Source organism: Streptosporangium sp. NPDC051022 (assembly GCF_040683035.1).
Lineage (GTDB): Bacteria > Actinomycetota > Actinomycetes > Streptosporangiales > Streptosporangiaceae > Streptosporangium.
In genome coordinates this window covers 17,645-42,014 of record NZ_JBFBCF010000037.1, presented here as the reverse complement: position 1 = coordinate 42,014, position 24,370 = coordinate 17,645, and the positions used below count along the sequence as shown (strand labels likewise).

Below are 24,370 nucleotides of genomic sequence, written 5' to 3'. Positions count from 1 at the left end.
GTGGGCCTTTCGGCCGCCCGGGTTCCGGCCGCCCGGGTTCCGGTCGCCCGGGTTCCGGTGGCGCGGGCTTTGGCGGGGCGGGTTCCGATGGTGCGGGCTTTGGCGGGGCGGGCGCGGAGGCGGACGCCGCCCCGGGAGGTCAGCCGTCCTGTACAGGGGAGAGCGGGCGCCAGGGGACCGGGCTGGACAGCACCATCATGCTCGACGGGTGACCGTACGGCGCGAGCTTGTCGATCAGCTCCTCGAAGGCGATCATCGAGGAGGCGGCGACCCGCAGCAGGCAGCACGTGTCACCGGTCACCCGATGCACCTCCAGGATCTCCGGCCAGGCCAGCGCCTGCTCGTCGCGGAGCACGCAGCGCGGCCCGTAACACGTCATCCTGATCAGCGCGGCCACCCCCCGCCCCGCCAGCGCCGGGTTGACCCGCGCGTGGTAGCCGGTGATCACCCCGGTCTCCTCCAGCCGCCGCACCCGCTCCGCGACCGCCGGGGCCGACATGTGCACCCGCCGGGCGAGCTCGTTGTAGGACAGCCGCGCGTCGCCCTGCAGCTCGGCCAGGAGGGTCCAGTCCATCGCGTCCACTATCACGCTCCGCTATCCGCCAACCAGATCAACTCCGGAGCCTTCTGTTCCAAAGGCCCCAAGCCCGAATCGCCTTCCTAGCATATTTCCATACGGGTCAATCGGTCGCCGGTCACGGATGTCCCTCGCGGCCGGCCGGCCGCGGTGATCCGTGCCCCAAGGCGCGGCAAAGCGACACGACACAGCCTTCCTATCACATAAAGTGATCGAATGATGACTCTAAGCCTCTGTCGGGGGGAAGGCGCGGGCGGCGGTCAGCCGGAGATCGACGAGCGCAGGGCCCCGGTGAAGGCGGCGAGCGCGGGATGGGCGGCGGCCCCCCTGCGGAAGGCGATCTGCGTACGGCGCCGCATGGACAGCTCGGTGAGCCGGACGTTCTCCGGGGGATCGGCCGCCCCCAGCTCGGGCACCATCGCGACCCCCTGACCCGCCGCCACCATCGCGAGCACGGCGGCGAAGTCGTCGATGTGGTGCCGGATCCTCGGGGCGAACCCGGCGGCCTGGCAGGCCCGCACGGTCATCTCGTAGCAGAGCGTGCCGGGCTTGGAGACGATCCAGGAGGTGTCGCGGCACCGTACGAGCGAGTCGCGGCCGTCGCCGGAGGCGAGGTACATCGGCTCCTCCAGCAGCGGCTCGGTGTCCAGGGCGAGGTCGGGGGCCGCGGGCACGAAGTCGTACTCGTGGACGAGGGCCACGTCCAGGTCACCGGCCCGCAGGCGGGGGGCAACCTCGGCGGGGTCGATCTCGTCCACCATCGGTTCGAGACCGGGGTGGTCGCGGCCGAGGGCGGCCAGGGCGGCGGGCAGGATGGTGCGGGTCGCGGTGGGGAAGGCGCCGATCCTGATCGTCCCGACCAGGCCGGTGCGGGCGGTGGCGAGCTCGGCGGAGGCCTGCTCCAAGCGCTCCAGCACCGCCTCCGCGTGCCCGACCAGCGCGATCCCCGCCGGGGTGAGGGTCACCCGCCTGCCCGTCCTCTCCAGCAGCGCGACTCCGGCCTCCCGCTCCAGGGCGGCGAGTTGCTGGGAGACGGCCGAGGGGGTGAACAGCATGGCCTCGGCGACCGCGGCGATCGTGCCCCGGTAGGACAGTTCGCGGAGCAGGCGGAGACGTCGCACATCGAGCATCAGTCCAGCTTAATGGTTTCGGAAGAAAACAGAACTGGACCTGCACGGTCGTCGACCGCGACCCTGGAAGCATGACTCTCAGCGGTGTTTACCTTCCTCTGATCACCCCGTTCGCCGAGAACGGCGAGATCGCCCTGGCGGCGCTCGAAGACCTCGCGCACACCGCGCTCGAGGAGGGTGCCGCCGGACTGGTCGCGCTCGGCACCACGGCCGAGGTGGCCATGCTCGCCGAGGAGGAGCGGCGGGCGGTCGTCGAGCTGTGCGCGAAGGTGTGCCGGGGGCGGGGGGCCGAGCTGATGGTCGGGGCCGGGTCGAGCGACACCCGGACCTCCGCCGAGGCGCTGCGCGCCCTGAAGGCCTGGCCCGAGGTGACGGCCGCGCTGGTCACCGTGCCGTCCTTCGTCCGCCCCTCGGAGGCGGGTGTGCTCGCCCACTTCACCGCGCTGGCCGAGCAGACCCCGGTGCCGATGGTGGTCTACAACATCCCCTACCGGACCGGGCAGTCCGTGGGCGCGGCCACCCTGCGACGGCTGGGAGAGCTGCCCATGGTCGCCGGGGTCAAGCACGCGGTCGGCGGCGTCGACCAGGACACCGTCGCGCTCCTGGCCGACCTGCCGGAGGACTTCGCGGTGCTGGCCGGGGACGACCCGTTCTTCTCCGCGCTGCTGGCACTCGGCGGCTTGGGAGGCATCCTCGCCTCCTCCCACCTGCACACCGGCCGCTTCGTCGAGCTGGTCGAGGCGTGGCGCTCCGGAGAGGTCGCCCACGCCCGCGCCCTGGGCCACCGCCTGTCCGTCATGTCGGCCGCCATGTTCGCCGAGCCCAACCCCACCGTGATCAAGGGAGTGCTGCACGCCCAGGGCCGCATCCCCACCGCCTCGGTCAGGCTCCCGCTGGTCCCGGCGAGCCAGGACTCCATCGAGGCGGCGGCGCGGCTGCTCTGACTGGGGGGTCCGGCGGCGATCAGGCGGCCTGGCAGCCCGGGCACCAGAAGAGGTTGCGGCCCGAGACCACCCCGGTCCTGACCTCCGAGCCGCACAGGAAGCAGGGCATTCCGGAGCGCCGGTAGACGTACACCTCGCCGCCGTGCTCGTCGACCCGGGGCGGGCGGCCCATCGCCTCCGGGGTGTGCTCCGGCCTGACCGTGTCGATCCGGCCGACGCGCACCCCGTCGGCCATGAGCAGCACCAGGTCGTCCCAGATCGCCGTCCACTGCTCGCGGGTGAGGTCGCGTCCCGGACGCGCGGGGTCGATCCCCTGCCGGAACAGCGCCTCGGCGCGGTAGATGTTGCCGACCCCCGCCACGACCGACTGGTCCATCAGCAGGATCCCGATCGGGGTACGGCTGCGCCCGATCCGTCGCCAGGCGAGGTCGGGGTCGGCGTCCGCGCGCAGCGGATCGGGGCCGAGCCTGGCGTGCAGCGTCTTCTTGTCGGCCGGGTCCAGCAGCTCACAGGTGTTGGGACCGCGCAGATCGGCGTACTCCTCGGCGCCGCTCAGGCGCAGCCGTACCGCGCCCGTCGGGGGCGGGGCGGGCGCCGGGCCGAAGGCGTACTTGCCGTAGATGCCCAGATGGATGTGGAGCCAGCGGTCGTCGTCGAAGCCGAGCAGCAGGTGCTTGCCGTGCGCGTCGGTCTCCTGGAGCACCCGCCCGTCGATCTGGCGCGCCCCGGCGGCGAATCTCCCCTGCGGGCTCTCGGCGTGGACGACCTCGCCGCGGAACATCCGCCGGTGCGCCTCGGCCAGCCGGTGAATGGTGTGTCCTTCAGGCATGGTCCGCTCATGATACGGCCTGCCCGCCGGTCGTCCCGGCGCTTCGGCGGACGCGACGGGTACGGCGGGCGAGCGCGTGTGCCGCCGCGGCCAGCGCGGCTCCGGCGGCGTAGGCGGCCAGGTCACCGACGCCGAACGTACTGCCGAACACCAGCCTGGCCAGCACACTGGCCTCCGACAGCGCCGCGGGGACGGGGGTCAGCTGGGCAAACTCGATCGTCCAGCTGACGGCCAGGGCCCAGGCGGCGGCCAGGCCCGGTGACAGGCGCGGCCGGACGAACAGGACCAGGGCGTAGACGAGCACGGTGTAGAGGGCGTCCCCGGCGTACTTGGCGAACCAGCCGCCGGTCACCGCGCGGACCGTCAGCCCGGCGGCGACGGTCGCGACGGCCGCCGACGCGGCGGGCAGCCGGTCGCGGACGGCGGGTGGCAGCCGGGTGAGGAGGGGTTCGGGCACCCGCCCACGATAACGATCGGACACGCCGCCGCCGAACCCGTTCCGCCCGGGGAGAGACCGGAGGCGGCGCCCACGCCCGCCGTCCCGGTCACGCGGTCCCGGTCAGGCCGCCGGGCCGTCTCGGTCAGGGCAGCGGCGGGAGGCGGGAACCGTACAGCCACGAGGTGAACAGCCCGTCGAACGAGTGCGTCGTGTACTGCAACGCCAGGTCGAGGAACATGTCCGTGGTGACGTTGCGGTGCCGGTTCGCCGTCGTCCACTCGCGCAGCAGCGCGAAGAACGCCAGGTCGCCGAGGACCCGCCGGAACGCGTGCAGGGTGAGCGCGCCGCGCTTGTAGACGCGGTCGTCGAACAGGCGCCGCGCCCCGGGGTCGGCGAGCACGAAGTCCTGGGGGAGCGCGGACAGGCGCCGGTGCCAGCGCACCGCGTGCTGGTCGGCCGGCTCCCCGCCGGAGGCCTCCGACCAGATCCACTCCGCGTAGGAGGCGAAGCCCTCGTGCAGCCAGATGTCCCGCCAGTCGGAGATCGTGAGACTGTTGCCGAACCACTGGTGCGCCAGCTCGTGGGCGACCAGCCGTTCCTCACCCCGCCTGCCGTCCACGTGGTTGAGGCCGAAGATCGACATACCCTGCGCCTCGACCGGGATCTCCAGCTCGTCGTCCACGACCACCGCGGTGTAGGAGCCGAACGGATAGGCGCCGAACCGCTCGCTGAAGACCGCCATCATCTGGTTCTGCCTGCCGAAGTCGTTGCGCACCTTGCTCGCGAGCCCCGCGGGGAAGGCCAGCCGAGTCCGGGCGCCCAGCTCGGCCTGCTGGTAGCGGCCGATCTGGACGCTCGCGAGATAGGAGGCCATCGGCTCGCGCTGCTCGTAGACCCACGTGGTCGCCGACGCCGCCCGCCGTTTCGCGGTCAGCTCGCCGTTGGCGATCACGGTGTACGGCGACGCCGCCGTCACCGAGATCCGGTAGACGGCCTTGTCGTCGGGCCGGTCGTTGCAGGGAAACCACGACGAAGCCCCGATCGGCTGGCTGGCCACGATCACCCCGTCGGTGAGCTGTTCCCAGCCCAGCTCCCCCCAGTGGCTGGTGACGGGCCGGGGCGAGCCCGCGTAGCGGACCTCGACGGTGAACGGCCCCGGCTCCACCCGCCGCGCGGCCTTGTGGGAGACGTGGAGCTTGCCGCCGCGATGGACGAACCTCGCCGCCCTGCCGTCGAGCAGCACCCCGTCGACCCGGAAGGCGCCCAGGTCCAGCGACAGGCGGTTCAGCGGGCGCAGCGCCCTCCCCGAGAGCCGGGCGACCCCGCCGAGCCGGTTGGGGCCGACCCGGTAGTCGAGGGACAGGTCGTAGTGCTCGACGCGGTATCCGTCGTCACCGTGCGCGGGGAAGTAGGAAGGGCGGGAGGTGCTGGGAACCACGTGTTTCCTCTACGACGTACTGCTGTGTGCTGCTATGTGCGTTTGTGCCATGCCGCGATCGGGTTGCCGAACCAGCGGGTCCCCGGCGGCACCGACTCGCCGCGCATGACCAGGGACGCCGGGCCGACCGTGGTGTTCTCCCCGATCACCGCCGCGGGCAGCACCACCCCGTGCGGGCCGAGCGTCGATCCGTCCCGCAGGACGACAGTATCGATGCTCATGACCCGGTCATGGAACAGGTGGGTCTGCAACACGCAGCCCCGGTTGACCGACGCCCCGTCGCCCAGGGTCACCAGGTCGATCTCCGGCAGCCAGTACGTCTCGCACCACACGCCGCGGCCCACGCGCGCGCCGAGCGAGCGCAGCCACAGGTTCAGCGGCGCCGTGCCCAGCCACGGCTGGGCGAACCAGGGGGCGGCCAGCACCTCCATGAAGTTGTCCGCCAGCTCGTTGCGCCACACGAACGAGCTCCACAGCGGCCGGTCGCCGGCCGAGATCCGGCCCAGCAGCGCCCACTTGGCCACCGTGGTGACCGCCGCGGCCAGCACTCCGGCGCCGGACAGCACCACGCCGCTCAGCAGCGCCGCGACGGCGAAGCCGTACGCCCCGGCCAGCCACAGCAGGCAGACCGCGACGAGCACGCCGACCGCGACCGTGCACATCGCCGGGACGATCCGGCACATCTCGACGGCGGCGCGGGCGGCCCTCAGCCGGAACGGCGGGTCGTAGGTGCGGCTGCGGTCAGCGTCCTCGGCCGTACGGCGCAGCTCGACCGGCGGCATGCCCAGGTAGGACGAGCCGGCCTTGGCCTTCTTCGGCGCGGCCGACAGCACCGCGACCAGGCCGTCCTTGGGCACCTTGCGCCCCGGCGCGGTCATCCCCGAGTTGCCGAGGAAGGCGCGCTTGCCGATCCGCACGTGCCCGACCCGGAACCGCCCGCCGTCCAGCTCGTACGGCGCGACCATCGTGTCGTCGGCCAGGAACGCGCCGTCCCCGACGGAGGTCATCGACGGCAGCGCCAGCACCGTGGACAGCTCCACGTCCCTGCCGACCTTCATGCCCAGGGCGCGCAGCCAGACGGGGGTGACCATGCTGGCGTACAGCGGGAACAGCCAGACCCGCGCCATCGACATCAGGCGCCCGGTGGACCACGCCTGCCAGGCCTGGCGGCTGTGCACCGGATGGTGACCGGGGCGCAGGCCGATCGCCAGCAGCCGGACCAGGACGAGGATCGTCAGCGCCAGGGCGGCCATCGAGGTGACGGTGGCCAGCGGCACGCCGTACAGCAGGCCGGTCAGGGAGGTCACGTCGCCGCGCAGGAGCACGGCCAGGCCTGGCAGCGCCGCGGCCACCGGGACGAGGCCGAGGACGAGCGCGGACAGACCGTAGATGGTGACCCAGCGGCGCGAGCGCGGCGGCCGGTCGGCGGGCTGGCGGGCCTTGCCCATCCGGATCGCCGGAGCCCCGGCCCAGCGCTCTCCGGACGGGACCGCCCCCGCGACCGCGGAGCCGGGCGCGACCTGCGCGTTCTTGCCGATCCTCGCGCCCGGGAAGAGGGTCGTGCGGGCGCCCACCGTGGCGGAGGCGCCGATCTTGATCTCGCCGACGTGCACCTGGTCGCCGTCGATCCAGTAGCCGCTCAGGTCTACCTCGGGCTCGACGGCGGCGTTCTTGCCCAGCTTGAGCATCCCGGTGATCGGCGGCGCCGAGTGCAGGTCGGCGTCCGCGCCGACCTGCGCGCCGAGTGCCCGCGCGTAGTGGGTGAGCCAGGGAGCGGCCGACAGCTCGGCCACGCCGAGACGCTCGGCGAACCGCTCGGCGAACCACAGCCTCAGGTGCGCCGAGCCGCCCCGGGGATAGGTTCCCGGCCGCAGCCCGCCCAGCAGCAGCCGGGCCGTCCCGGCCGACAGCGCGATCCGTCCCGCGGGGGAGACGAACACGAGGGCGCCCAGCAGTACCGCCCACCACGACACCGTGGGCACCCCGGGCAGCGCGACCAGGTTGGCGAGCACGGCCAGGCCGACCAGCCAGCGCAGCGCGCCCGCGGCGAGCAGCGGCACGGTGAGCGCCGCCTGCGCGAGTGCGGCGCGGCGCGGCATCGGCGCGACGGTCCGTCCCGTCGTCACGACCTCCGTCGCGTCCAGCGCGGACAGGTACGCGGCGAGCTCGCGCAGCGTCGGGTGGTCGTAGACGTCGCCGACGGTGACGGACGGGTGGCGGGTGCGCAGCGCGGAGACCAGCCGGGCCGCGGCGAGGCTGGTGCCGCCCTCGGCGAAGAAGTCGCCCTCGGTGCCACCGAGGACGTCCTGCCAGCACTCGGCGACCCACGGGTCGACGTCCGGCCGCTCCTCCGTCCTGTCCTCCGCCTTGCCGAGCCGGGGCAGCGGCCACGGCAGGGCGTCGCGGTCGATCTTGCCGGAGGTACGGGTCGGCAGTTCGTCGATCAGGGCGAGGCGCGGGACCAGTGCGGCGGGCAGCGCCTCCCGCAGCCGGTCCCTGGCACCCGCCTGGTCGAATCCCTCGCCGGGCACGACGTAGCCGACGAGCAACTGGTGCCCGCCGCCGGTCGTGCGGACCGCCGCGGCCGCTCCCGCGACCCCGGGCAGCGCCTGCAGGGCGGCGTCCACCTCGCCCAGCTCGATCCGGCGCCCGCCCAGCTTGATCTGCTCGTCCGCCCGCCCGACGAAGATCAACCCTTCGGGCTCGGCGCGGACCAGGTCACCGCTGCGGTAGGCGCGCTCCCAGCCGAGGGAGGCGAGCGGGGCGTACTTCTCGGCGTCCTTGACCGGGTCGAGGTAGCGGGCCAGGCCCACCCCGCCGATGACCAGCTCACCGGTCCCGCCCACGGGCACCGGCTCGCCGTCGCCGCCGACCACGGCCAGGTCCCACCCGGCCAGCGGCAGCCCGATCCGCACCGGGCCCTCCCCGGTCAGCGGGGCCGCGCAGGCCACCACGGTCGCCTCCGTCGGGCCGTAGGTGTTCCACACCTCCCGCCCGGGTACGGCCAGCCGCTCGGCCAGCTCCGGCGGGCACGCCTCACCGCCGAAGATCAGCAGGCGGACGTCGTCGAGCGTCTCGACCGGCCAGAGCGCCGCCAGCGTCGGCACCGTGGACACCACCGTGATGCCCATCTCGATGAGCCACGGACCCAGGTCCATGCCGGTGCGCACCAGCGCGCGGGGCGCGGCGACCAGGCAGGCGCCGTGCCGCCAGGCCAGCCACATCTCCTCGCAGGAGGCGTCGAAGGCCACCGAGAGCCCGGCCAGCACCCGGTCACCGGGGCCGAGCGGGTCCTTGGCCAGGAAGAGTCCGGCCTCCGCGTCCACGAACGCCGCCGCGCTGCGGTGGGAGACCGCGACGCCCTTGGGCTTTCCCGTCGACCCCGAGGTGAAGATGATCCACGCGTCGTCGTCCAGCCCGGGCCGGTGCGCCCGGCCGCCTTCGCGCTTCCCGCCGAGGCCGGAACGTGTCCCCGTCCCCGCCTCCGTCCCCGTTCCGGCTTCCGTCCCCGTTCTGGCTTCCGCCTCCGTCCAGGTCTCCGTCCCCGTCCCCGGCACCGTTTCCGACTCGGTCTCCAGGATCCTGCTCAGGGTGCCGAAGACCGTGATCTTCCCGCCCTCGCCGACGACGGCGCTCACCACCGCCTCGCCGAAGACCAGCTCGGCGCGCTCGTCGGGGTCGTCGGCGTCCACCGGCACATAGGCGGCGCCCGCGGTCAGCACGGCCAGGATCGCGACGTAGAGCTCCACGGTGCCCGACGGCACCCGCACCCCGACCCGGTCGCCGCGACCGATCCCGGCCTCGCGCAGTTCGTCCGCCATCCGGTTCACCCGCGCGCGCAGGCCGGTGTAGTCGAGCCTGGTGCGCCCGTCGTCGAGAGCGGCGGCGTGCGGATGGCGCCGGGTGGTCTCGTCGAGGATGTCGATCAGGGTGCGGGCGGGGGCGGCGGCCTCTCCCGCGAAGATCGCCGGTATCGGGGCGCGCTCGATTTCCACCGTAATCGGATGCAAGATCTCTCCAGTCGGACGACCGTTGGCTTGCGTCGGATTACGCTCGCCGCATGTGGCTCTCCGTGACGCCACTCTTTGACGCCGTCATCCAACGATCCTAGAACACCCGCTATTCCAGCATTTTTTAACTTTTCACGTTATTGCTGGTCACGGGGGTCGCTACTCAGAGTGAGCGCGGGCCGCGCAACCGTACGGCGACTGTGATCCCGGTCACTTTCGTCGCCAGGGCTTGCGGGCCGGCGATTCGCCGTTATCCCAGCTCCGAGGCCTGATCCGCACTTTCCGCCGATCGTCCGGATCCGTCCTTTCTCTGTCGGTCTCTCGGCGGACCCCGGGGAACTTCGGCGTGTGCCGGGAGATGTGGATTCGTCCCCGTCCTTGAGCTGCCGCTGAAATCGTTTGTTTATTATTTGTAAAGCAAAAATTCACCAAAGCTGGGCGTGGGGTGATATTTCCCGATATGGGGGATTGGGGGCGTCGTTGCACTGTGCCGGTCGGATGCTTCCCGAACACCCCGGAGGCTCCGGTGGCGCGGGAGTGGGTGCCTGTTGACGCCTGTCGGACACGTAACTAATCTCAACAAGTAGTGAATTATCCATGGTCCACACCGGCCGCTCGCGGCCGATGTGCGATCGGAACGCGGGGAGGGACACGATGCGGAGAACGCCCGCCGCCCTCGGAAGCGCCGTCTTCTTCGCCCTGGCGCCGGGCACCGTGGCCGGGCTGGTGCCCTGGCTGATCACCCGCTGGGAGACAGGGGAGGCGCTACCCGGCGCGCCGTACTGGACCCAGACGGCACTGCGTCTGGCCGGAGCGGCGCTCGTGGTCGCGGGCGCCGCCGTACTGGTCAGGTCCTTCGCCGGGTTCGTGGTCGAGGGACTCGGAACCCCCGCCCCGATCGCGCCGCCCGAGCGCCTGGTCGTCGGCGGCATGTACCGCCACGTCCGCAACCCGATGTACGTGGCGGTCCTCACGACCATCGCCGGACAGGCCCTGCTCCTCGGCAGGCCCGTCCTGCTGCTGTACGGCGCCGCCGTGGCCGTGCCGGTCGCCGCCTTCGTCCGCTGGTACGAGGAACCGACCCTGCACCGCAAGTTCGGCGCCGAATACGACAGATACCGCGCAGCCGTCCCCGCCTGGTGGCCCCGCCTCCACGCCTACGAGCCCTGACCTCAGAGCAGGCCCGGCGGATCCCCGACGGATCTTCGTGGGATGGCGGCGTGATCCATGCATTCGATCAGGGCCACGCCACGAGCTGGAACCAGACCGACTTGCCGTAGGGGTTGAGGGTCCACCCCCAGTCATGGGAGAGGTCGTGGACGATGGCGAGGCCCCGGCCCGAGGTCTCCAGCGGATCCGGATGGCGCATGTGGGGGAGCGCTGTGCGGGAGTCGTAGACATCGACGGTCATCAGCTCCTTTTCCCTGCCTACCGTCACGCGAATGGCGCTCGCCCGGGGAATGGCCGCCGTACCGTGCGCGATCGCGTTGGTGACGAGTTCGGAAACCAGGAGCTCGGCGATTTCCGGGACCTCTCCCGCCGCGTTCCAGTCGGCCGCCGTATCACGCACGAACCGGCGGACGGACGCCACACTTCTCTCCTCGCGGAGTATCCATTTCTCGCCCAGCACGGAAACGGCGGGATCCAGCGTGTGACGATATTCGGTCAGCACCACACTCGCCTTGACGGCCTTGTCCATGAATTCTCTTCCTCTGTCTCGGATTTCGTGTGTCCAGAATGCCGAGCACGGCTACGCTTGGTGGCGAAACGATTACCAGGGGCGAGCGTTGGGGCTCGTGTCATGGCCGTTGAATTCCGGCAAGGAGGGCATCGTGGTCAACCTCTACACGCCTCAGGCGATATGGGGCCGGGAGCTGCGCCACTACCGGAAGGCCGCCGGCCTCACCCAGGGCCAGCTCGCCGAGAAGGTCCACTTCAGCGAGTCACTCATCAGCGGCGTGGAGACCGGCCAACTCCCGGCCAGCCCCGAGTTTGCCGAGACCTGCGATGAAGTTCTCGGCACGGGCGGAGCCCTTCAGCGGCTCCTTGACTGGAGAAAGGGAAAGGTCTTCCCTGCCTGGTTCGGCAAGTGGCGCGACAAGGAGCAGGCGGCGATCACTCTCCGGACGTACCAGCCGCTGGTGTTCCCGGGTCTGCTGCAGACCAAGGCATATGCTCGCGTGCTGCTTCGGGGGAACGAGGCCGCGGTAGAGGCCCGCTTGGACCGCCAGTCCATCCTTGTCCGAGAGGATCCGCCACCGCCCATCCTTCGATGCGTGATCGACGAGGCTGTTCTCTATCGCCCGATGGGTGGCGCCGAGGTTATGTGTGAACAGTTGAACCGTCTGCTCGCAGCCATCGGTCCCCGCCTGAGTGTGCAGTTGGTTCCTCACGGAATGAACTCGGGCTTGATGGGAGGGTTCGTAATCGCGACTCTAGATGGAGGAAAGGACCTACTGTATGCCGAGACGGCCGTGCGCGGTATAACCAGCAGTGACGAAGAAGACGTCGCCATGGCCGTAGAGCGGTTCGAGGCCATTCGGAGCGAAGCGTTACCGATAAACATGTCCATCGATCTCATCCAGAAGGCGGTAGAGGAAAAATGGACCTGAGTGACGTCAGGTGGATCAAGTCCAGTCTCTCCGGCGACAACGGCGGGGAGTGCATTGAGGTCGCGGACCTCAAGGACGTTGCCGGTGGCCCCGATCACAAGGTCGGGCACACTGACCTGATCGCCGTGCGGGACTCCAAGGACCCCGACGGCCCCAAGCTCTTCTTCACCCCCGCCGAGTGGGATGCCTTCCTCAGCAGCGTGAAGGCCGACACCTTCGATCCCCGATAGCCCGCGAAGCCCCCGGTTGTCCAAGAAGGATCATTTCGGACAGTCGGGGGCTTCTGCTTGAAGAGATCAGTTCAGTAGACCGAAGACGGTGTGCAGAGCTTCGTCCATCTCTTCGATCTCGGCCGGGTCGAGTCGGCCCGCGAAGTCGCCCAGGCGATGTGGGGCGACGGCCATGGTCTGTTCGACCATGATGCGCGTCTGTTTGCCGAGAAGGTCGACTTCGGGACGGAACGGGGCCGGTGGCGCGCTGGCCGAGGTGGGGGCGATGAGCACCGTGGAAAGACGGTTCAGGAAGTCCGACTGGAGGATCACGGCGAAACGTTCGCCTCGCTGCTCATGCCCCATCGCATCACGGGGAGCGCGTAGCCGATACACGTCACCACGCACGCAGATGCTCCGTATCCTTCATGATCGCCTCTGCCTCGGCCCTGTCTGCGGGGTCGTGGGCCAGCCTCTCGGCCGAGACGCGGGCCGCCTCCAAGCGGTGGAGGCGCTGGGCGATGACAAGTGCTTCACGGACGACTTCGGTCGGGGAGCGCCCGTCGGAGGTCAGCTCACTGAGAGCCTTCTCGGCCTTGGCGTCGAGATCAACGGTCAACATGGCCATATCCTCACTGTACGACGGCAGGTCTCGCGGGCCTTTCAGTGAAATTCGTGATCGATCAACTCCTTAGAGTGATCACGGTAGATCGAGAGACGAAGACTGTGATCTATCGGCCTCGTTGGACGGCGGGTGGGGGCGCCCTCTCCCGCCGACTGCCACTGCGCACACCGCCACTGGCTGACCGGACACACTCTCGTTCCGGCCTGCCGGGCATACGATGCTCGATCTCCACACCACACTCGGACACCGCCGGGACCGGCAGTCGTGGCCACGACGTCGGGAAGAGGGGCGACGGATGAGTAACTCGGGGATCACCGCTGTCCGCTTGGCTGTCGCCACCCGGTAACAGCGCCATAGCATCCGGGCATGGACATGTTGTCTGATCATGGCTCCGCGCTGGACGACCTGTACGCGGTCTTCTCCCGATATCCGCTTCCGGCCCGGACCGATGTGTGCGACCACTGCGTGTCACCTGAAAGCGTTCAGGCGGCGCGGGCCGTACCACTCCGTATGCTCACCGCGTCCGCGCTGAGTTCGTACGCTTCGCACGCCGTGTCCACGTGGGGAGACTTCGAGGAGTTCAAGCATTACCTGCCCCGGCTGCTGGAACTGCTCATCCTCGAAGAGCTCGATGGCTTCCACGCCGTCACTGTGATGCGCTGGGTCGGCGCCGGTTGGCAAAGCCTGAGCCAGGTGGAGCAGGAGGCCGTCGTGGCGGTCGTCGACGCGTGGTGGCGGTGGACCCTGCACGACTATCCGCGTGACGTCGACGTCATGGTGATGATCGAGATCATCGCGGACGATCTCGATCTGGATCTGGCTCCCTACCTGGCCGAGTGGGAGACACTCAACGCGGAGACGGCGGCCCGTCATATGGCATGGCTCGTGGAGGACTTCACTGTCCACTCTGTTAGTAGAACTGACTGGTACGCGGGCTTGGAGGCTTGGATGAACGGGTCGGCACCCGCGACGATCCTGAGAGCCGGGCTCGCCTCCACCGACTCACCCGAAGTCGCTCAGGAGCTCTCGAACGCGCTGGAGATTCATCGCGCTTGGAACAGGTAGAGCGGTGACGTCGCGGCGGGGCGAGGCGGCCGGGATGGTCAGGTTGGCGGAGGTACGCGTGGTCACGCGGGAAGTTCGCCTGTGGCCACTCGCGTCGCCCATGAACGCAGGGCGTCGATCACCTCGGCCAGGCGAACATCGTCAGCCGACCCGGCCGGTGCCCACGGCTCAGTCCTCAAGTCGTTCTCCATGTCGAGCTCGGCCCACAGCCATTGGAAGGAGTCTCTGATCCCAAGCTCACGGGGATCCGACGCTTCGAACAGTCCCCGAAGATCTTCAACCAGCTTGGGGAGCGATGTCTGGCTCGAGGCGTACAGGTCGAGGTGCTCGACCATGCGGCCGATCAGCGCTCGCTGGTGGTCCTCCACAAGGTCACATTTTTGATCGTCACACGATCAGCGTGCAATCAGGCAGGCGACTCCCATCACCTGCTCCACTTCTTCAGCCAGCCTGACCAGGCGCCCTCTCAAGCCTTTTCACTTGCCGACCCCGGACCAGACGGACCCGACACGTCGAGCGAAACCCCGCTCGGTTCGGCGACACCCCTGAACGGTCGATCAGTTTCCCAGGTCTCCCGTAACACCGAACCAGGCGGAGCGGGGCAAACGGGTGCCTTGCCGCCTTCGGTAAAGGGCTTCCCGCTAGATCACGGCGTGGATGTGATCGGCGATCTGTCGAAAGACGGTCCTGTGCTGGGCACTTCAGATCCGGCTGAGGTCTGAAGCGCCCAGGAGCAGGCCACATCGAGATCCTGGAGCGAATGGCCGTACGGGGTGGTGTGTCCGGTCCGAGGACGGACAATACGTTCATTGTCTCCTGCGGCACCAACTTATCCCGCATCGGAGAAACGGAGAATTCATCGCGCAGCGGTGTCCGGTTGGAGTCGGTTTCCCCTTGGCGGTCTCTTTCATGCTTTCTCCCTCTGTCTCGGGTTTCGTATGTTAAGAATGTCGGCGCACGGCTGTGTTCGGGAGTCGAACGGCTACCAGGGGCGAGCTTTGAGGTTCGCTTCGTGGCCGTTGAATCCCGGCAAGGGAGACGTCTTTATCGAATCGTATGCGTCTCGGTCGTCAGGGGGAGGCAGGGACGGTTTCGTTATCGGTGGTCGGCGGCCCTGGCCCGGAGCTGTTCTCCGGAAAGAGCCGGCCCGGTGAGCCACCCACCCCTCCACCCTCTTCCGTGCGGGCCCAACCTCACTGTTCTCCGATACGCGATCGGTGAGATGGCTCTCTGTCGCCTGACGGGTACGGATTCGCAGCCGTTTCTCTTCCAGTTGCTCTGTCCACTCTATGAATCGGAGGTTTGGTGTCCGACCCGAATGTTCCCCTGGACGCGCTCCCGTCGGCGGACCCGCCGGAAAAGGAACTCATGCCTGCGGAGGTTAAGGAGGCTCGGCGCCTCATGTGGGTACAGTCGTTCCTCGGAATCCAGGGTATTCTCTTCGCCCTTTTTCTCTACGCCCTCAACACCGGGCACATGCCGTGGATCATCTGGCCCCTCGCCGTTCTTCCGATGCTGACGGGTCCGCTATCGCTTCTGCTCGGGACGCGGATGAGGTGGGTGCTCGCCATGGTCCTCGTGGTCGAGGGGGGCTCGATTCTGGAGTTCGGCTACTGCCTGCTTCTTATGCAGGCCATGGGAATCTTCATGTTCGCCTACATCATCCTGGGGGTCGTCGTGATCGCCAGACTGGCAAAAGTGCCGCCGGGGAGCTGGTTCGATCGATAGGAGCAAGCGGAGCGGGGCGGCCTTTCAAGAACAGGCCGCCCCGTTTTGCTGTCACCCGTGTACCGCTAGGGACTTCGTGTGTCGCTGGTGCGCCAATTTGTAGGGGTTTGTACACCAGATTTCCGATGTGGGCGACTTCAATCTCAGATCTTGATCCTCCGTAGTCTTGTGTGGGACTCTGGCGCATTGTGGCGGGGAGTGCGACGGGGGAACTGGAAGCCGCGTTATCGCGGGTCGTACGGCTGGGGGCGGATCACGCCTCGATGCTCGATTCGTGCGCGCGATGCATGGCCGCGCACGCCTGGGTCGGTGGGGGAGCCTCGGCGTTCACGCAGGCTCTCGCGGAACGGCGCGGAGCTTTGCAACGAGCCTTCACGTCAGCGGCCGAGCTGATAGCGCAACGCGTCAGACAACTCGGTGGACAGGCACATGTGCCGTCTTTCTCGACACCGATGACTACAACGACAGCGGCACCTAACGCCTTTTCCGGAATGGATGTCGCCGCCGTAACTCGCATGGTGGCCGACCTGCAACGGGCCGGGCAGGATCTGTCCAGGGCCGGGCAGCGGCTCGGCGCCGAACTGTCGACACTGTGCATTCCCGCGTCGTCGGGTCAGCAGGTCATCGATGTGGGAGTGTGGGCGGACGAGCAAGTGGCGGACCTGAGGCGGCGGCTGACGACGATCCAGCAGACGCATGATGTCCCCACAATCACCCAGGCAACGGCCGCCTTCGGGCTGTTCGGGAAATACGCACCTGACTGGGGCGGGATCGCCGATCTGACGGCCGCCGCGGGGAAGGGGGATGCCATGGCTTTGAAGACGCTGGTGGACATGCAGAACAGCGGCAAGAACATGACCTTGGCCGCTCGCCTCAACGCGTGGTGGGGGCAGCTGAGCCCCGAGGCCCGGAATCGACTGATAGCCACGTCCCCGAGTCTGGTGGGCAGCTTGGACGGTCTCCCCGCGACGGTGCGTGACCAGGCCAACCGGAAGTTCCTTGCCGAGAGCAAGGCTGAGATCGCCGACGAGCTGAGCCGTCTGCAGGCCTCTTCGGAGGAAGCGACGAAGGCGATCGAAGGGCTGAAGCTGAAGATGCGGCAGATCGCGTCGGTGGAGAAAGGGCTGGCACGGGGTGGGAAAGACGGCATTCCCCCGGCGCTGCTCCTGCAACTGGAACTCGAGGGGCGGGGCAAGACCGCGATCTCCTACGGCAATCCCGACGAGGCCGACAACATCGCCGTCTACGTTCCCGGCACCGGCACCATACTGGACGGTTTCGGGGACGACGACGCCGAGCGTGCCACTGTCATGTGGCAACAGGCGCACAAGTTTCAGGAAAGCAAAACGCATGCCACCATCGCCTGGCTCGGTTACGAGGCCCCCCAATGGGGTGTGAGTTTTGTGATGCCAAACGAATCGCCTGCCGCGATGTTCGCCGCCTTGAACGGTGCTCCGTTGCTGGCCAGTTTCACCGACGGCCTGCGAGCCGCGCACAAACCGGCTTCCAGCGCACGGCTCACCGTGCTGGGACACAGCTACGGATCAACGGTAACCGGTGCGGCCGCCCAGCGTCGTCCTCCGGGCGCCTTCGCTGATCAGGTGATCTTTGTGGGAAGCCCGGGGGTAAGCGCCACGAAGGCGAAAGACCTGGGAGTGAACGCCGTATGGGTGGGAGAGGCGCCCAACGACCCTGTGGGTGATTTTGGGTCTATTCCATCTGTGCCCGTGCACATCTCGAAGGAAGGGGGGATGAAGCTCTACTCAAAGGAGAGCGCCGTACTCGGCATCGATCCCAGCGATTCTGCATTCGGTGCGAAACAGTTTTATGTTGAGGACAGCGGAGACTCCCTCAGCAGCTTCAAAGCTCACTCTCTCTATTGGAACCGTCGCTCCGTGTCACTCATGAACATCGGACACCTGATCAACGGCCAGTATGACGCCCTCGTCCCTTTTCCCAAGCCGGCTCCAGTCGTGACACCTCCTCCTCCAACCGCTCCACCCTCCCCGGCGCCCCGACCGGTGCCGACTGAAAGTCCCTCACCTCATCCACTGCCCTCGCCTTCGCCGGCTGGAGAATAGATGTCACGTCTTGTCGCGATGATTGTTGTGGTCGTTGTTCTCGCCGCAGGATGCGGGCAAGGAGGATCCATGAGTGGCCCCACGATGACCCAGGTGCAGGCGCTGGCCCGGGTCGAGCAACTCATCGGGGAGACGGTCGCTGTGATCACGCCCAAACCCCGCTTGGACCTTGACCGCCCCAGTCTCACACCCGACAACTGTCTCGACCCATCCGACGGTGGTTCCAAGGATCGCATCGTGATCGACCGTGGATATTACCTGCGTGACATTCCCAAGGATCAGGCAAGAAAGGTCGCCGGTCAGATCAAGCGCTACTGGGAGCAGCAGGGGCATCACATCGAAGGGGTTTCCCCGAATGGCCTTACCGTCGCTGGGCGCTCCAGGCCTGACGACTTCCTGCTCTCGCTTACGTCGACTGGCGATGACAATGTGCTGCTTCTTGGAATCTCGTCTCCGTGCATATGGCCGAACGGAACGCCGGAGCCTTCCTCTAGTTCCTGATATGTTCGGTGTGAACGCTCACTTCCCGTGCGATCGGTGTGGTTTTCTCTGCTTCCTCTGGACGTTTTCTTGCCGTTCTGAGATGATCACCCGTCGGTGGCGCGCCAGTGAGGGACGTGATCAGTGACTGACGGAGAACCGGTCCTGCGGCACATCGAGGCACTGCCTCCCGGCGACCCCACGGACATCGGCCCCTACGGGGATAGGGGCTCGACGGGTCAGCTTGCCGTCCGAGACGGGGCCAGGCGACGGAGGGTGGCATAGGCCAGCAGTACCAGCACGACCGCGTCGATCGTCAGCGTCACCAGCGACCGCAGCACCAGCCAATCGCCCAGCGTCGCGACCAGCCCGGCCGCCACCAGCCCCATCGCAGCCAGCAGCCCCAGTCGCACCCCTGGGCCCGGCTGGGGTACCGGCTCGCTCAGTGGCCTGCGCCACAGCCACCAGCAGGCCCAGCCCAGTGCCGCCAGCGTGATCAGCGAACCCACCAGATGCACCCCCTCGTCCTCCAGCAGCACCGGGTCCCCGGCGGCCGCCAGCCACTCATCCACCAGGCGATCCCACACCAGATGGGTGGCGACCCCGACGGTGGCGGCCACCGGCCACCACGCCCAGTGTGCCGCCCGCGCCCGGCCGTGACGCCCCACCCGCCGGGCCAGCGTCTGGGGTAGCAGAGCGCGGGCCGGGGCGGCGCACACCGTGATCACTCCAGCCGGCGCCAGCGCCAGCACCACAACGGCGGCCAGCGCGTCCACCTGCACCCTGTGGGTGTATCCGGCATCCAGCAGCTGCCACCAGGGCCCGAGGGGGATCACATCGACGATCCCGTAGGGGACGAAGTAGGGAAGGTCGGGGGCCATCGCCCCGGCGGCCAGCGCCACCGGCGGCAGAATGCGACGCAACGGTACCGCGACAACGGGATGAATCAGGGTAAATGGCACGGCATGGCACACTATCGGCCACATCAACTGGGTGTGGGGCCTAGGTCAGTCCGTAGCCAGGCTCCGGCGCACCAGTGCTTCACCTTCGTTGTCGGGGGCGTCGGCGGGGAAGAAGGCGGCTGCTTTTTGAGGACGGGGGTGCACTTGTGTCGGAAGCGGCGATGATTCTCACCCACAGGCGCCTAGGCATCTGTCGCCTGGAAGCCCCGTTCTAGCCGACAGACGTCGATTGACCGAGGGTGAGCGGCCCTGACAGGCTCTGAGCGTCCGCACAGCAAGGAGAGCCATGACGGACCACCAGGATGCCGACGCGATCGTCGTCGGTGCGGGAATCTTCGGCGCCGCCCTCGCCTACCATCTGCAGCAGCTGAACGTCGGCCGCGTGGTCATGCTCGACGCCGGCGAGCCCGGCAGGGCGACCTCCGGCTCGGGCGCGGGTTTCGTCGGTTACTGGACGGCCGGCTACATGCCGATCCCCTCGACGGACGACCTCGCCCTTGAGGACTACGGGGTGCGCTTCTACCGCTCGCTGTCCGAGCGCGGGAAGCCGATCGACTACCGGGGCGGCGGAAGTCTCTTCGTCGCGACGTCCGAGGCCGGCGCCCCGCGCGTGGCGAAGCTGGCCGACCACCCGCTCGCGCCGTCCGGCACCCGCGCCCTGGATCCGCTGGAGACCGCGAAGGTGACCGGGAACCTCCTGAGCGCCGACGCCGTCACCACCGCCGTCCTCCATCCCGGCGGCATACAGATCAGCGCCGGCCGGGCGACCCGTGCGCTGGCCGCGCTGGTCGGCGACGAGGGTGTCGACATCCGGCCCGGCACCCCGGTGACCAGGCTTCTGGTCGACGGCCGCGGTGTCCGCGGCGTCAGCACCTCGGCCGGTGACCTGCGCAGCCGTACGGTGATCCTGGCGTGCGGCGCCTGGACCAACCATCTGCTGAGCCCGCTCCAGGCCACCGTGCCGATCGCGCGCGTCATCGCGTCCCGTGTCGTCTCGCCGCCTTCCGGCGTCGCTGAGACGTCGCCGACCGTCATGGTCCCGGAGTGGAACGGTCTATGGCTGCGTGAACACCGCGGCGGAATCACCTGGGGGAACACCGACGGCTACGCGCCCCTGTCGGAGTACGCCGACCGGGTCGAGACGGGCGGCCACCCCCAGGTCAAGGAGCTCGTCGACGCGATGAGCGCCGCGCTGGGGCCCCGCCTCGACGTGCTGGTCAACGGCCACGACCGCTCGGTCGCCGCCTGGACCCAGGGCCTGCCGTGCTACACGCCCGACGGGCGGTTCATCGCCGGCCCGGTGTCCGAGGTGCCCGGCCTGCACGTCATGGCGGGCGACAACGAGGCCGGGGTGACCCACGGCCCCGGGCTCGCCCGGATGGTCGCCGACCTCGTCGCCGGCAACGCGGTGGACTACGTCGACCCGTCCGTCTACGCCGTGGACCGGTTCGAGCGCGGGGAGATGACCGAGGAAGAGATCCTCAAGGCCGCACCGGAGTACGAATGAGCGCGCCGACCTCGGGGCAGGACCTGCCCGACCACCTGCTCCGGCTGGCCGCGGAGCACTACGACGCCCTCGGACGGTCGAGCCACGGCGTCCCGGCGAGCGCCGAGAGCCTCACGGTCTCGCCGGACGGCAGGCGGGTCGGCTTCACCGGGACCGTCGCGGACGAGGACGGCGGCACCGCCCAGGCCGCCTGCGTGCTCGACCTGGAGACCCGGGCGCTCCACGTCGCCCCGGAGAGCACGTCGGAGACGACGCTGCCGGTGTGGTCGCCGGACGGCACCCGCCTCGCGTGGGTGGTGCAGGACCCCGCCCGGCCGTCCGTGCTCGTCGGTCCCTGGGACACCGGCCGTCCCTTCATCGGCGAGGTGCACCCGCTGCCGGCGGGCGTCGTCGAATCGCTCGCGTGGTCCCCGGACGGGAGCCGGCTGCTGGTCGGCCTCGCCGAGCCGGGCGCCAGCCTCTCGGACGCCTTCGGCTCCGGCCGGATTCCGTCCCAGCGGACAGAGGACGACGCGTGGCGCCCGATCCTGAGTCCGCAGCACGACGGCGACGGCCCGCGACGGGCCCTTGTCCTCGATCCGGCGACCGGGGCGATCGTGAAGCCGGTGGACGACAGGACCGTGTGGCAGGCGTGCTGGGCCGGTGACGGGGCGCTCCTGTGCGTCGTCTCCGCCGACCCCGACGAGTCCGCGTGGTACACGGCCGACCTGGTGCGCGTCGACCTCGAAACCCTGCGTTCGACCCCGCTCCCGCGCCCCGCGGAGCAGGTGGCCCGGCCCGAGGCGAACCCGTCCGGGAGCCGGCTCTCCGTCGTGGCGGGCCTGATGAGCGACCGGGGCCTGGACTCGGGAGACCTGTACGTTCTCGATCAGGCCGACGGCGACTGGCAGGTAGTCGACGCCCAAGGGGTGGACGTCAGCGACCAGCACTGGATCGACGAGACCACCCTGGCCTACGCCGGCCTGCGCGGCCTCACCACCGTGATCGCGACGTACGACGTCGCCGGGGGGCGGACCGTCACTCTCTGGGAGTCGCAGGAGACCTGCGGCGAGCCGGTTCCCATCTTCGCCGCCGGAGGCGGGACCGTCGCGATCACCCTGCACGGCTACGGGCGTCCGCCCGCGCTCGCCGTGATCGAGGACGGCGACGCCCGCGTCCGCCTGGACCTGCGCGGACCCGGTGCCGAGGAGGTGATCGCCCGCGCGGGGGCGATGCGTCCCGTGGAGTGGGAGGCGCCGGACTCGACGCTCGTCCAGGGACTCCTGGCGGTCCCGGACGGCGACGGGCCGTTCCCGCTCGTCGTCGAGGTGCACGGCGGCCCGGTCTGGGCGTGGCGGAACTCCTGGATGACCGGCGACGCGCTGACCCCGCTCCTCGTCTCGGCCGGCTACGCCGTGCTGCACGCGAACATCAGGGGCAGCACCGGCCGCGGTCAGGAGTTCGTCCGGGCCGGCCTGAAGGACATGTGCGGAGAACGGGACGTACCCGATCTGCTCTCCGGCGTACGGCACCTGGTCGACATCGGCCTGGCCGATCCGGATCGCGTCGCGGTCTCCGGCCTCAGCTATGGCGGCCTGATGGCGGCCTGGCTCGTGACCGCCACCGACGTCTTCGCGGCGTCCGTCTCGAGGTCGCCGGTCACCGACTGGGTCAGCCAGCACTACGCGTCCAATCTGCCCGGCTTCGATCGGATGTGCCTGGACGGAGATCCCCTGGACCCGTCCTCGGACTACCGGACGCGCAGCCCGCTCCACCGTGCCGCGCTGGCCGGCGCGCCGGTACTGCTGATCGCCGGAGGCAAGGACCTGGCGACCCCGGCCGAGCAGGCGCTGATGTACCACCGGGCACTTCGTGAGCACGGCGTCGAGTCCGAACTGGTGATCTATCCGGAGGAGGGGCACGGCGTCCACGACCCGCGGGCGCTCGTCGACCACGGGGCCCGGATCCTCGATTTCCTGGCCCGGCGGCTGAGACCCGGAATACCCGGTGACACGGGTGAGGCCCAAGGGGCGCGGCAACGGTAACAGCACGACGATCGTCGACAGCAGGCCAGCGAACAGGCATCGAACATCGATTTCCGTCCCTCGGCCGGTCAACCACAATCTCCACACATTCCGTGTTCGGCACGCGACGTCCGCTGATCCAGGAGGCAGACGCATGAGACTCCGATCCACATTGATCGCCGTGGCCGGGATTGTCGCCCTGGCCGTCGGCTGTGGAGGCCAGGGCGCCCCGGCGACGACCGGCAAGGGCGCCGTCGACTCCACGGCCGATTCCACGGCGACCTCGGCGAAGCCCGAGCGCGCCGATCTGAAGGTCGCCGTGCCGAGCAAGATCGACAGCATCGACCCGCTGATCGCGTCCGGCGTCACCGAGATCCAGGTCCTCCGCCTGGTCGCGGGCACCCTCTTCACCCTCGACTACGACGGCAAGGGGGTGACGCCGGGCCTCGCCAAGTCCGGCGAGTTCGCCGCGGACGGCAGGTCGTACAAGGCCACCCTCAAGGAGGGCCTCACCTTCAGCGACGGCAGCCCGCTGACCTCGGCCGACGTCGTCGCCACCTTCGAACGGGCGCGCGCCTTCGAGTCCAATGTCTACGCCGGCGAGTACGCGCCGGTGCGGAAGGCGACCGCGGTCGATCCGGCCACCGTCGAGTTCGCCTTCACCCGGGCGTTCCCGTCGTTCGAGACGATGATCTCGTTCCCGGAGTTCTCGATCCTGAAGAAGTCGGAGATCGGCGCCAAGGGAGCTATTCCCCCGTCCCCGACGCTCGCCGGACCGTACGTCGTCGAAGGCGACGTGCACGGCAACTCCTACGCGTTGACCCGCAACACCGCCTACTCCGGCCCCGAGCCGTCGGTGAAGAAGATCTCGTTCTCCGTCGTCCCGGACGCCTCCGGCCGGCTCACCCAGGTGCGCGGCGGCCAGGCCGACCTCGCCGTCGACATCGGTGTCCAGGCGATCTCGCAGTCCCTCTCAGGGGTGAGCGTGCACGCGAACCCGTCGATGATCATCACGCAGCTGACGTTCAGCGCCAACACCGCTCCGCTGACCGACGTGAACGTGCGCAAGGCCATCTCCGCCGCGCTCGACCGCAAGAAGATCAGCCAGATCGCCTGGGCGGGGGCGATGCCGCCGAACGCAGGCCTGCTCCCGACCGGGTCGATCGGCGCCGCGCCGGGCAACGCCGGCGCGGACCCGGCGGCCGCCAAGGAACTGCTCAAGGGCACCGCATGCGAGAACGGCTGCTCGCTCTCACTTCTCCTGGACGGAAGCTCGGGATGGCAGTCCTCCTCGGCCACGATCATCGAGCAGAACCTGAAGGAGATCGGCATCACCGTCTCGATCCAGCCACTCGAGACGATCACGCTGTACGACCGCCTCGGTAAGGGGGACTTCCAGCTCGCGACGGGCTACTTCGGCGCCTACGCCGACCTCCCGGACGCGACGCCGCAGTACTGCCTGTCACACTCCTACGGCTTCCTGTCGTGCTACACCGGCTACAAGTCGGCCGAGGCCGAGACCGCGGTCGGCAAGGCGGTCACCGCGACCGACGAGGCGGCCCTGAAGGACGCGTACGCCGGGGTGAACGCGATCTTCGAGAAGGACGCTCCGCTCGCCACCCTCACCGACTACGCGGCCGTGTGGGCGGTGCGGGACGACGCCCGCGGCTACGCCTCGATCGGGGCGACCGCCTTCATCACCATCGCGCCGAAGGGCTGAGAACGATCGTG

At 69.2% G+C, this 24,370-nt stretch carries 22 protein-coding genes; 11 read left to right on the top strand and 11 right to left on the bottom strand.

The genetic code is table 11. The features are described from left to right. Positions 1-139 precede the first annotated feature (139 nt). Together AB0N02_RS39575 and AB0N02_RS39570 are read right to left on the bottom strand one after the other, a co-directional pair. Positions 140-574: an Lrp/AsnC family transcriptional regulator gene (locus AB0N02_RS39575; protein ID WP_363957993.1), complete on the bottom strand. Its 435-nt coding sequence runs from the start codon at positions 572-574 to the stop codon at positions 140-142. A 263-nt stretch (positions 575-837) separates the two neighbouring features. Beyond that, positions 838-1,707 carry a LysR family transcriptional regulator gene (locus AB0N02_RS39570; protein ID WP_363957990.1) on the bottom strand — a complete coding sequence of 290 codons (870 nt, stop codon included), beginning with the start codon at positions 1,705-1,707 and terminating at the stop codon, positions 838-840. Between the two features lie 71 nt (positions 1,708-1,778). Between AB0N02_RS39570 and dapA the strand changes: the two genes are divergently transcribed. Beyond that, on the top strand, positions 1,779-2,651 hold the full coding sequence (dapA, locus tag AB0N02_RS39565; protein WP_363957987.1) for a 4-hydroxy-tetrahydrodipicolinate synthase: 873 nt from the start codon (positions 1,779-1,781) through the stop codon (positions 2,649-2,651). A 19-nt stretch (positions 2,652-2,670) separates the two neighbouring features. Here dapA and AB0N02_RS39560 read toward each other — a convergent pair whose 3' ends face one another. From AB0N02_RS39560 to AB0N02_RS39545, 4 genes are all read right to left on the bottom strand, one after another. Beyond that, positions 2,671-3,480, bottom strand: coding sequence for a DNA-formamidopyrimidine glycosylase family protein (locus AB0N02_RS39560; protein ID WP_363957985.1), 810 nt, complete (start codon positions 3,478-3,480; stop codon positions 2,671-2,673). A 7-nt stretch (positions 3,481-3,487) separates the two neighbouring features. Continuing rightward, positions 3,488-3,937 carry a DUF2809 domain-containing protein gene (locus AB0N02_RS39555; protein ID WP_363957982.1) on the bottom strand — a complete coding sequence of 150 codons (450 nt, stop codon included), beginning with the start codon at positions 3,935-3,937 and terminating at the stop codon, positions 3,488-3,490. A gap of 124 nt (positions 3,938-4,061) precedes the next feature. Beyond that, positions 4,062-5,357, bottom strand: a complete 1,296-nt coding sequence (locus AB0N02_RS39550; RefSeq protein ID WP_363957979.1) for a M1 family metallopeptidase — start codon at positions 5,355-5,357, stop codon at positions 4,062-4,064. A gap of 32 nt (positions 5,358-5,389) precedes the next feature. Beyond that, entirely contained in the window at positions 5,390-9,352 is a 3,963-nt protein-coding gene (locus AB0N02_RS39545) for a Pls/PosA family non-ribosomal peptide synthetase (RefSeq protein ID WP_363957976.1), read from the bottom strand. 669 nt (positions 9,353-10,021) lie between these two features. Here AB0N02_RS39545 and AB0N02_RS39540 point away from each other — a divergent pair. Beyond that, positions 10,022-10,537, top strand: coding sequence for a methyltransferase (locus AB0N02_RS39540; RefSeq protein ID WP_363957973.1), 516 nt, complete (start codon positions 10,022-10,024; stop codon positions 10,535-10,537). A 67-nt stretch (positions 10,538-10,604) separates the two neighbouring features. On the opposite strand, the gene AB0N02_RS39535 is transcribed toward AB0N02_RS39540, so the two are convergent. Further along, entirely contained in the window at positions 10,605-11,066 is a 462-nt protein-coding gene (locus AB0N02_RS39535) for an ATP-binding protein (RefSeq protein ID WP_363957970.1), read from the bottom strand. Between the two features lie 133 nt (positions 11,067-11,199). Between AB0N02_RS39535 and AB0N02_RS39530 the strand changes: the two genes are divergently transcribed. Beyond that, positions 11,200-11,979 carry a helix-turn-helix transcriptional regulator gene (locus AB0N02_RS39530; protein ID WP_363957967.1) on the top strand — a complete coding sequence of 260 codons (780 nt, stop codon included), beginning with the start codon at positions 11,200-11,202 and terminating at the stop codon, positions 11,977-11,979. Beyond that, positions 11,970-12,209 (top strand): DUF397 domain-containing protein, encoded by a 240-nt coding sequence (locus tag AB0N02_RS39525; RefSeq protein ID WP_363957964.1) that lies wholly within the window; start codon positions 11,970-11,972, stop codon positions 12,207-12,209. The genes AB0N02_RS39530 and AB0N02_RS39525 overlap by 10 nt, the downstream gene beginning before the upstream one ends. A 66-nt stretch (positions 12,210-12,275) precedes the next feature. On the opposite strand, the gene AB0N02_RS39520 is transcribed toward AB0N02_RS39525, so the two are convergent. After that, complete coding sequence (locus tag AB0N02_RS39520) at positions 12,276-12,596, bottom strand: type II toxin-antitoxin system PemK/MazF family toxin (protein ID WP_363957961.1); 321 nt, start codon at positions 12,594-12,596, stop codon at positions 12,276-12,278. Next, positions 12,586-12,816 (bottom strand): hypothetical protein, encoded by a 231-nt coding sequence (locus AB0N02_RS39515; RefSeq protein ID WP_363957959.1) that lies wholly within the window; start codon positions 12,814-12,816, stop codon positions 12,586-12,588. The genes AB0N02_RS39520 and AB0N02_RS39515 overlap by 11 nt, the downstream gene beginning before the upstream one ends. A 363-nt stretch (positions 12,817-13,179) precedes the next feature. Here AB0N02_RS39515 and AB0N02_RS39510 point away from each other — a divergent pair, with 363 nt between their 5' ends. Continuing rightward, on the top strand, positions 13,180-13,878 hold the full coding sequence (locus AB0N02_RS39510; protein ID WP_363957956.1) for a hypothetical protein: 699 nt from the start codon (positions 13,180-13,182) through the stop codon (positions 13,876-13,878). A gap of 62 nt (positions 13,879-13,940) precedes the next feature. Here AB0N02_RS39510 and AB0N02_RS39505 read toward each other — a convergent pair whose 3' ends face one another. Continuing rightward, complete coding sequence (locus AB0N02_RS39505) at positions 13,941-14,246, bottom strand: hypothetical protein (protein ID WP_363957953.1); 306 nt, start codon at positions 14,244-14,246, stop codon at positions 13,941-13,943. 937 nt (positions 14,247-15,183) lie between these two features. Here AB0N02_RS39505 and AB0N02_RS39500 point away from each other — a divergent pair. The 3 genes from AB0N02_RS39500 to AB0N02_RS39490 all read left to right on the top strand — a co-directional run bounded on the left by AB0N02_RS39500 (position 15,184) and on the right by AB0N02_RS39490 (position 18,188). After that, positions 15,184-15,606: a hypothetical protein gene (locus tag AB0N02_RS39500; protein WP_363957951.1), complete on the top strand. Its 423-nt coding sequence runs from the start codon at positions 15,184-15,186 to the stop codon at positions 15,604-15,606. Between the two features lie 515 nt (positions 15,607-16,121). After that, complete coding sequence (locus AB0N02_RS39495; protein WP_363957948.1) at positions 16,122-17,687, top strand: alpha/beta hydrolase; 1,566 nt, start codon at positions 16,122-16,124, stop codon at positions 17,685-17,687. Between the two features lie 69 nt (positions 17,688-17,756). Then, a complete protein-coding gene (locus AB0N02_RS39490; protein WP_363957945.1) occupies positions 17,757-18,188 on the top strand; it encodes a hypothetical protein in 432 nt (143 codons plus the stop codon). A gap of 218 nt (positions 18,189-18,406) precedes the next feature. On the opposite strand, the gene AB0N02_RS39485 is transcribed toward AB0N02_RS39490, so the two are convergent. Continuing rightward, entirely contained in the window at positions 18,407-19,153 is a 747-nt protein-coding gene (locus AB0N02_RS39485; protein ID WP_363958141.1) for a DUF4184 family protein, read from the bottom strand. Between the two features lie 262 nt (positions 19,154-19,415). On the opposite strand from AB0N02_RS39485, the gene AB0N02_RS39480 reads away from it, so the two are divergent. The 3 genes from AB0N02_RS39480 (at position 19,416) to AB0N02_RS39470 (ending at position 24,359) form a co-directional block, all read left to right on the top strand. Further along, on the top strand, positions 19,416-20,636 hold the full coding sequence (locus AB0N02_RS39480) for an FAD-binding oxidoreductase (protein WP_363957942.1): 1,221 nt from the start codon (positions 19,416-19,418) through the stop codon (positions 20,634-20,636). Beyond that, positions 20,633-22,660 carry a S9 family peptidase gene (locus tag AB0N02_RS39475; RefSeq protein WP_363957939.1) on the top strand — a complete coding sequence of 676 codons (2,028 nt, stop codon included), beginning with the start codon at positions 20,633-20,635 and terminating at the stop codon, positions 22,658-22,660. The genes AB0N02_RS39480 and AB0N02_RS39475 overlap by 4 nt, the downstream gene beginning before the upstream one ends. Before the next feature lie 133 nt (positions 22,661-22,793). Beyond that, positions 22,794-24,359 carry an ABC transporter substrate-binding protein gene (locus AB0N02_RS39470; protein ID WP_363957937.1) on the top strand — a complete coding sequence of 522 codons (1,566 nt, stop codon included), beginning with the start codon at positions 22,794-22,796 and terminating at the stop codon, positions 24,357-24,359. Positions 24,360-24,370: the final 11 nt, after the last annotated feature.

Coding starts and splice junctions, on each gene's coding strand:
- AB0N02_RS39485 (WP_363958141.1), bottom strand. CDS start 19,153: ATGTGGCCGATAGTGTGCCATGCCGTGCCATTTACCCTGATTCATCCC.
- AB0N02_RS39540 (WP_363957973.1), top strand. CDS start 10,022: ATGCGGAGAACGCCCGCCGCCCTCGGAAGCGCCGTCTTCTTCGCCCTG.
- AB0N02_RS39575 (WP_363957993.1), bottom strand. CDS start 574: ATGGACTGGACCCTCCTGGCCGAGCTGCAGGGCGACGCGCGGCTGTCC.
- AB0N02_RS39475 (WP_363957939.1), top strand. CDS start 20,633: ATGAGCGCGCCGACCTCGGGGCAGGACCTGCCCGACCACCTGCTCCGG.
- AB0N02_RS39560 (WP_363957985.1), bottom strand. CDS start 3,480: ATGCCTGAAGGACACACCATTCACCGGCTGGCCGAGGCGCACCGGCGG.
- AB0N02_RS39515 (WP_363957959.1), bottom strand. CDS start 12,816: ATGGCCATGTTGACCGTTGATCTCGACGCCAAGGCCGAGAAGGCTCTC.
- AB0N02_RS39510 (WP_363957956.1), top strand. CDS start 13,180: ATGGACATGTTGTCTGATCATGGCTCCGCGCTGGACGACCTGTACGCG.
- AB0N02_RS39480 (WP_363957942.1), top strand. CDS start 19,416: ATGACGGACCACCAGGATGCCGACGCGATCGTCGTCGGTGCGGGAATC.
- AB0N02_RS39470 (WP_363957937.1), top strand. CDS start 22,794: ATGAGACTCCGATCCACATTGATCGCCGTGGCCGGGATTGTCGCCCTG.
- AB0N02_RS39525 (WP_363957964.1), top strand. CDS start 11,970: ATGGACCTGAGTGACGTCAGGTGGATCAAGTCCAGTCTCTCCGGCGAC.
- AB0N02_RS39495 (WP_363957948.1), top strand. CDS start 16,122: ATGGTGGCCGACCTGCAACGGGCCGGGCAGGATCTGTCCAGGGCCGGG.
- dapA (WP_363957987.1), top strand. CDS start 1,779: ATGACTCTCAGCGGTGTTTACCTTCCTCTGATCACCCCGTTCGCCGAG.
- AB0N02_RS39490 (WP_363957945.1), top strand. CDS start 17,757: ATGAGTGGCCCCACGATGACCCAGGTGCAGGCGCTGGCCCGGGTCGAG.
- AB0N02_RS39535 (WP_363957970.1), bottom strand. CDS start 11,066: ATGGACAAGGCCGTCAAGGCGAGTGTGGTGCTGACCGAATATCGTCAC.
- AB0N02_RS39570 (WP_363957990.1), bottom strand. CDS start 1,707: ATGCTCGATGTGCGACGTCTCCGCCTGCTCCGCGAACTGTCCTACCGG.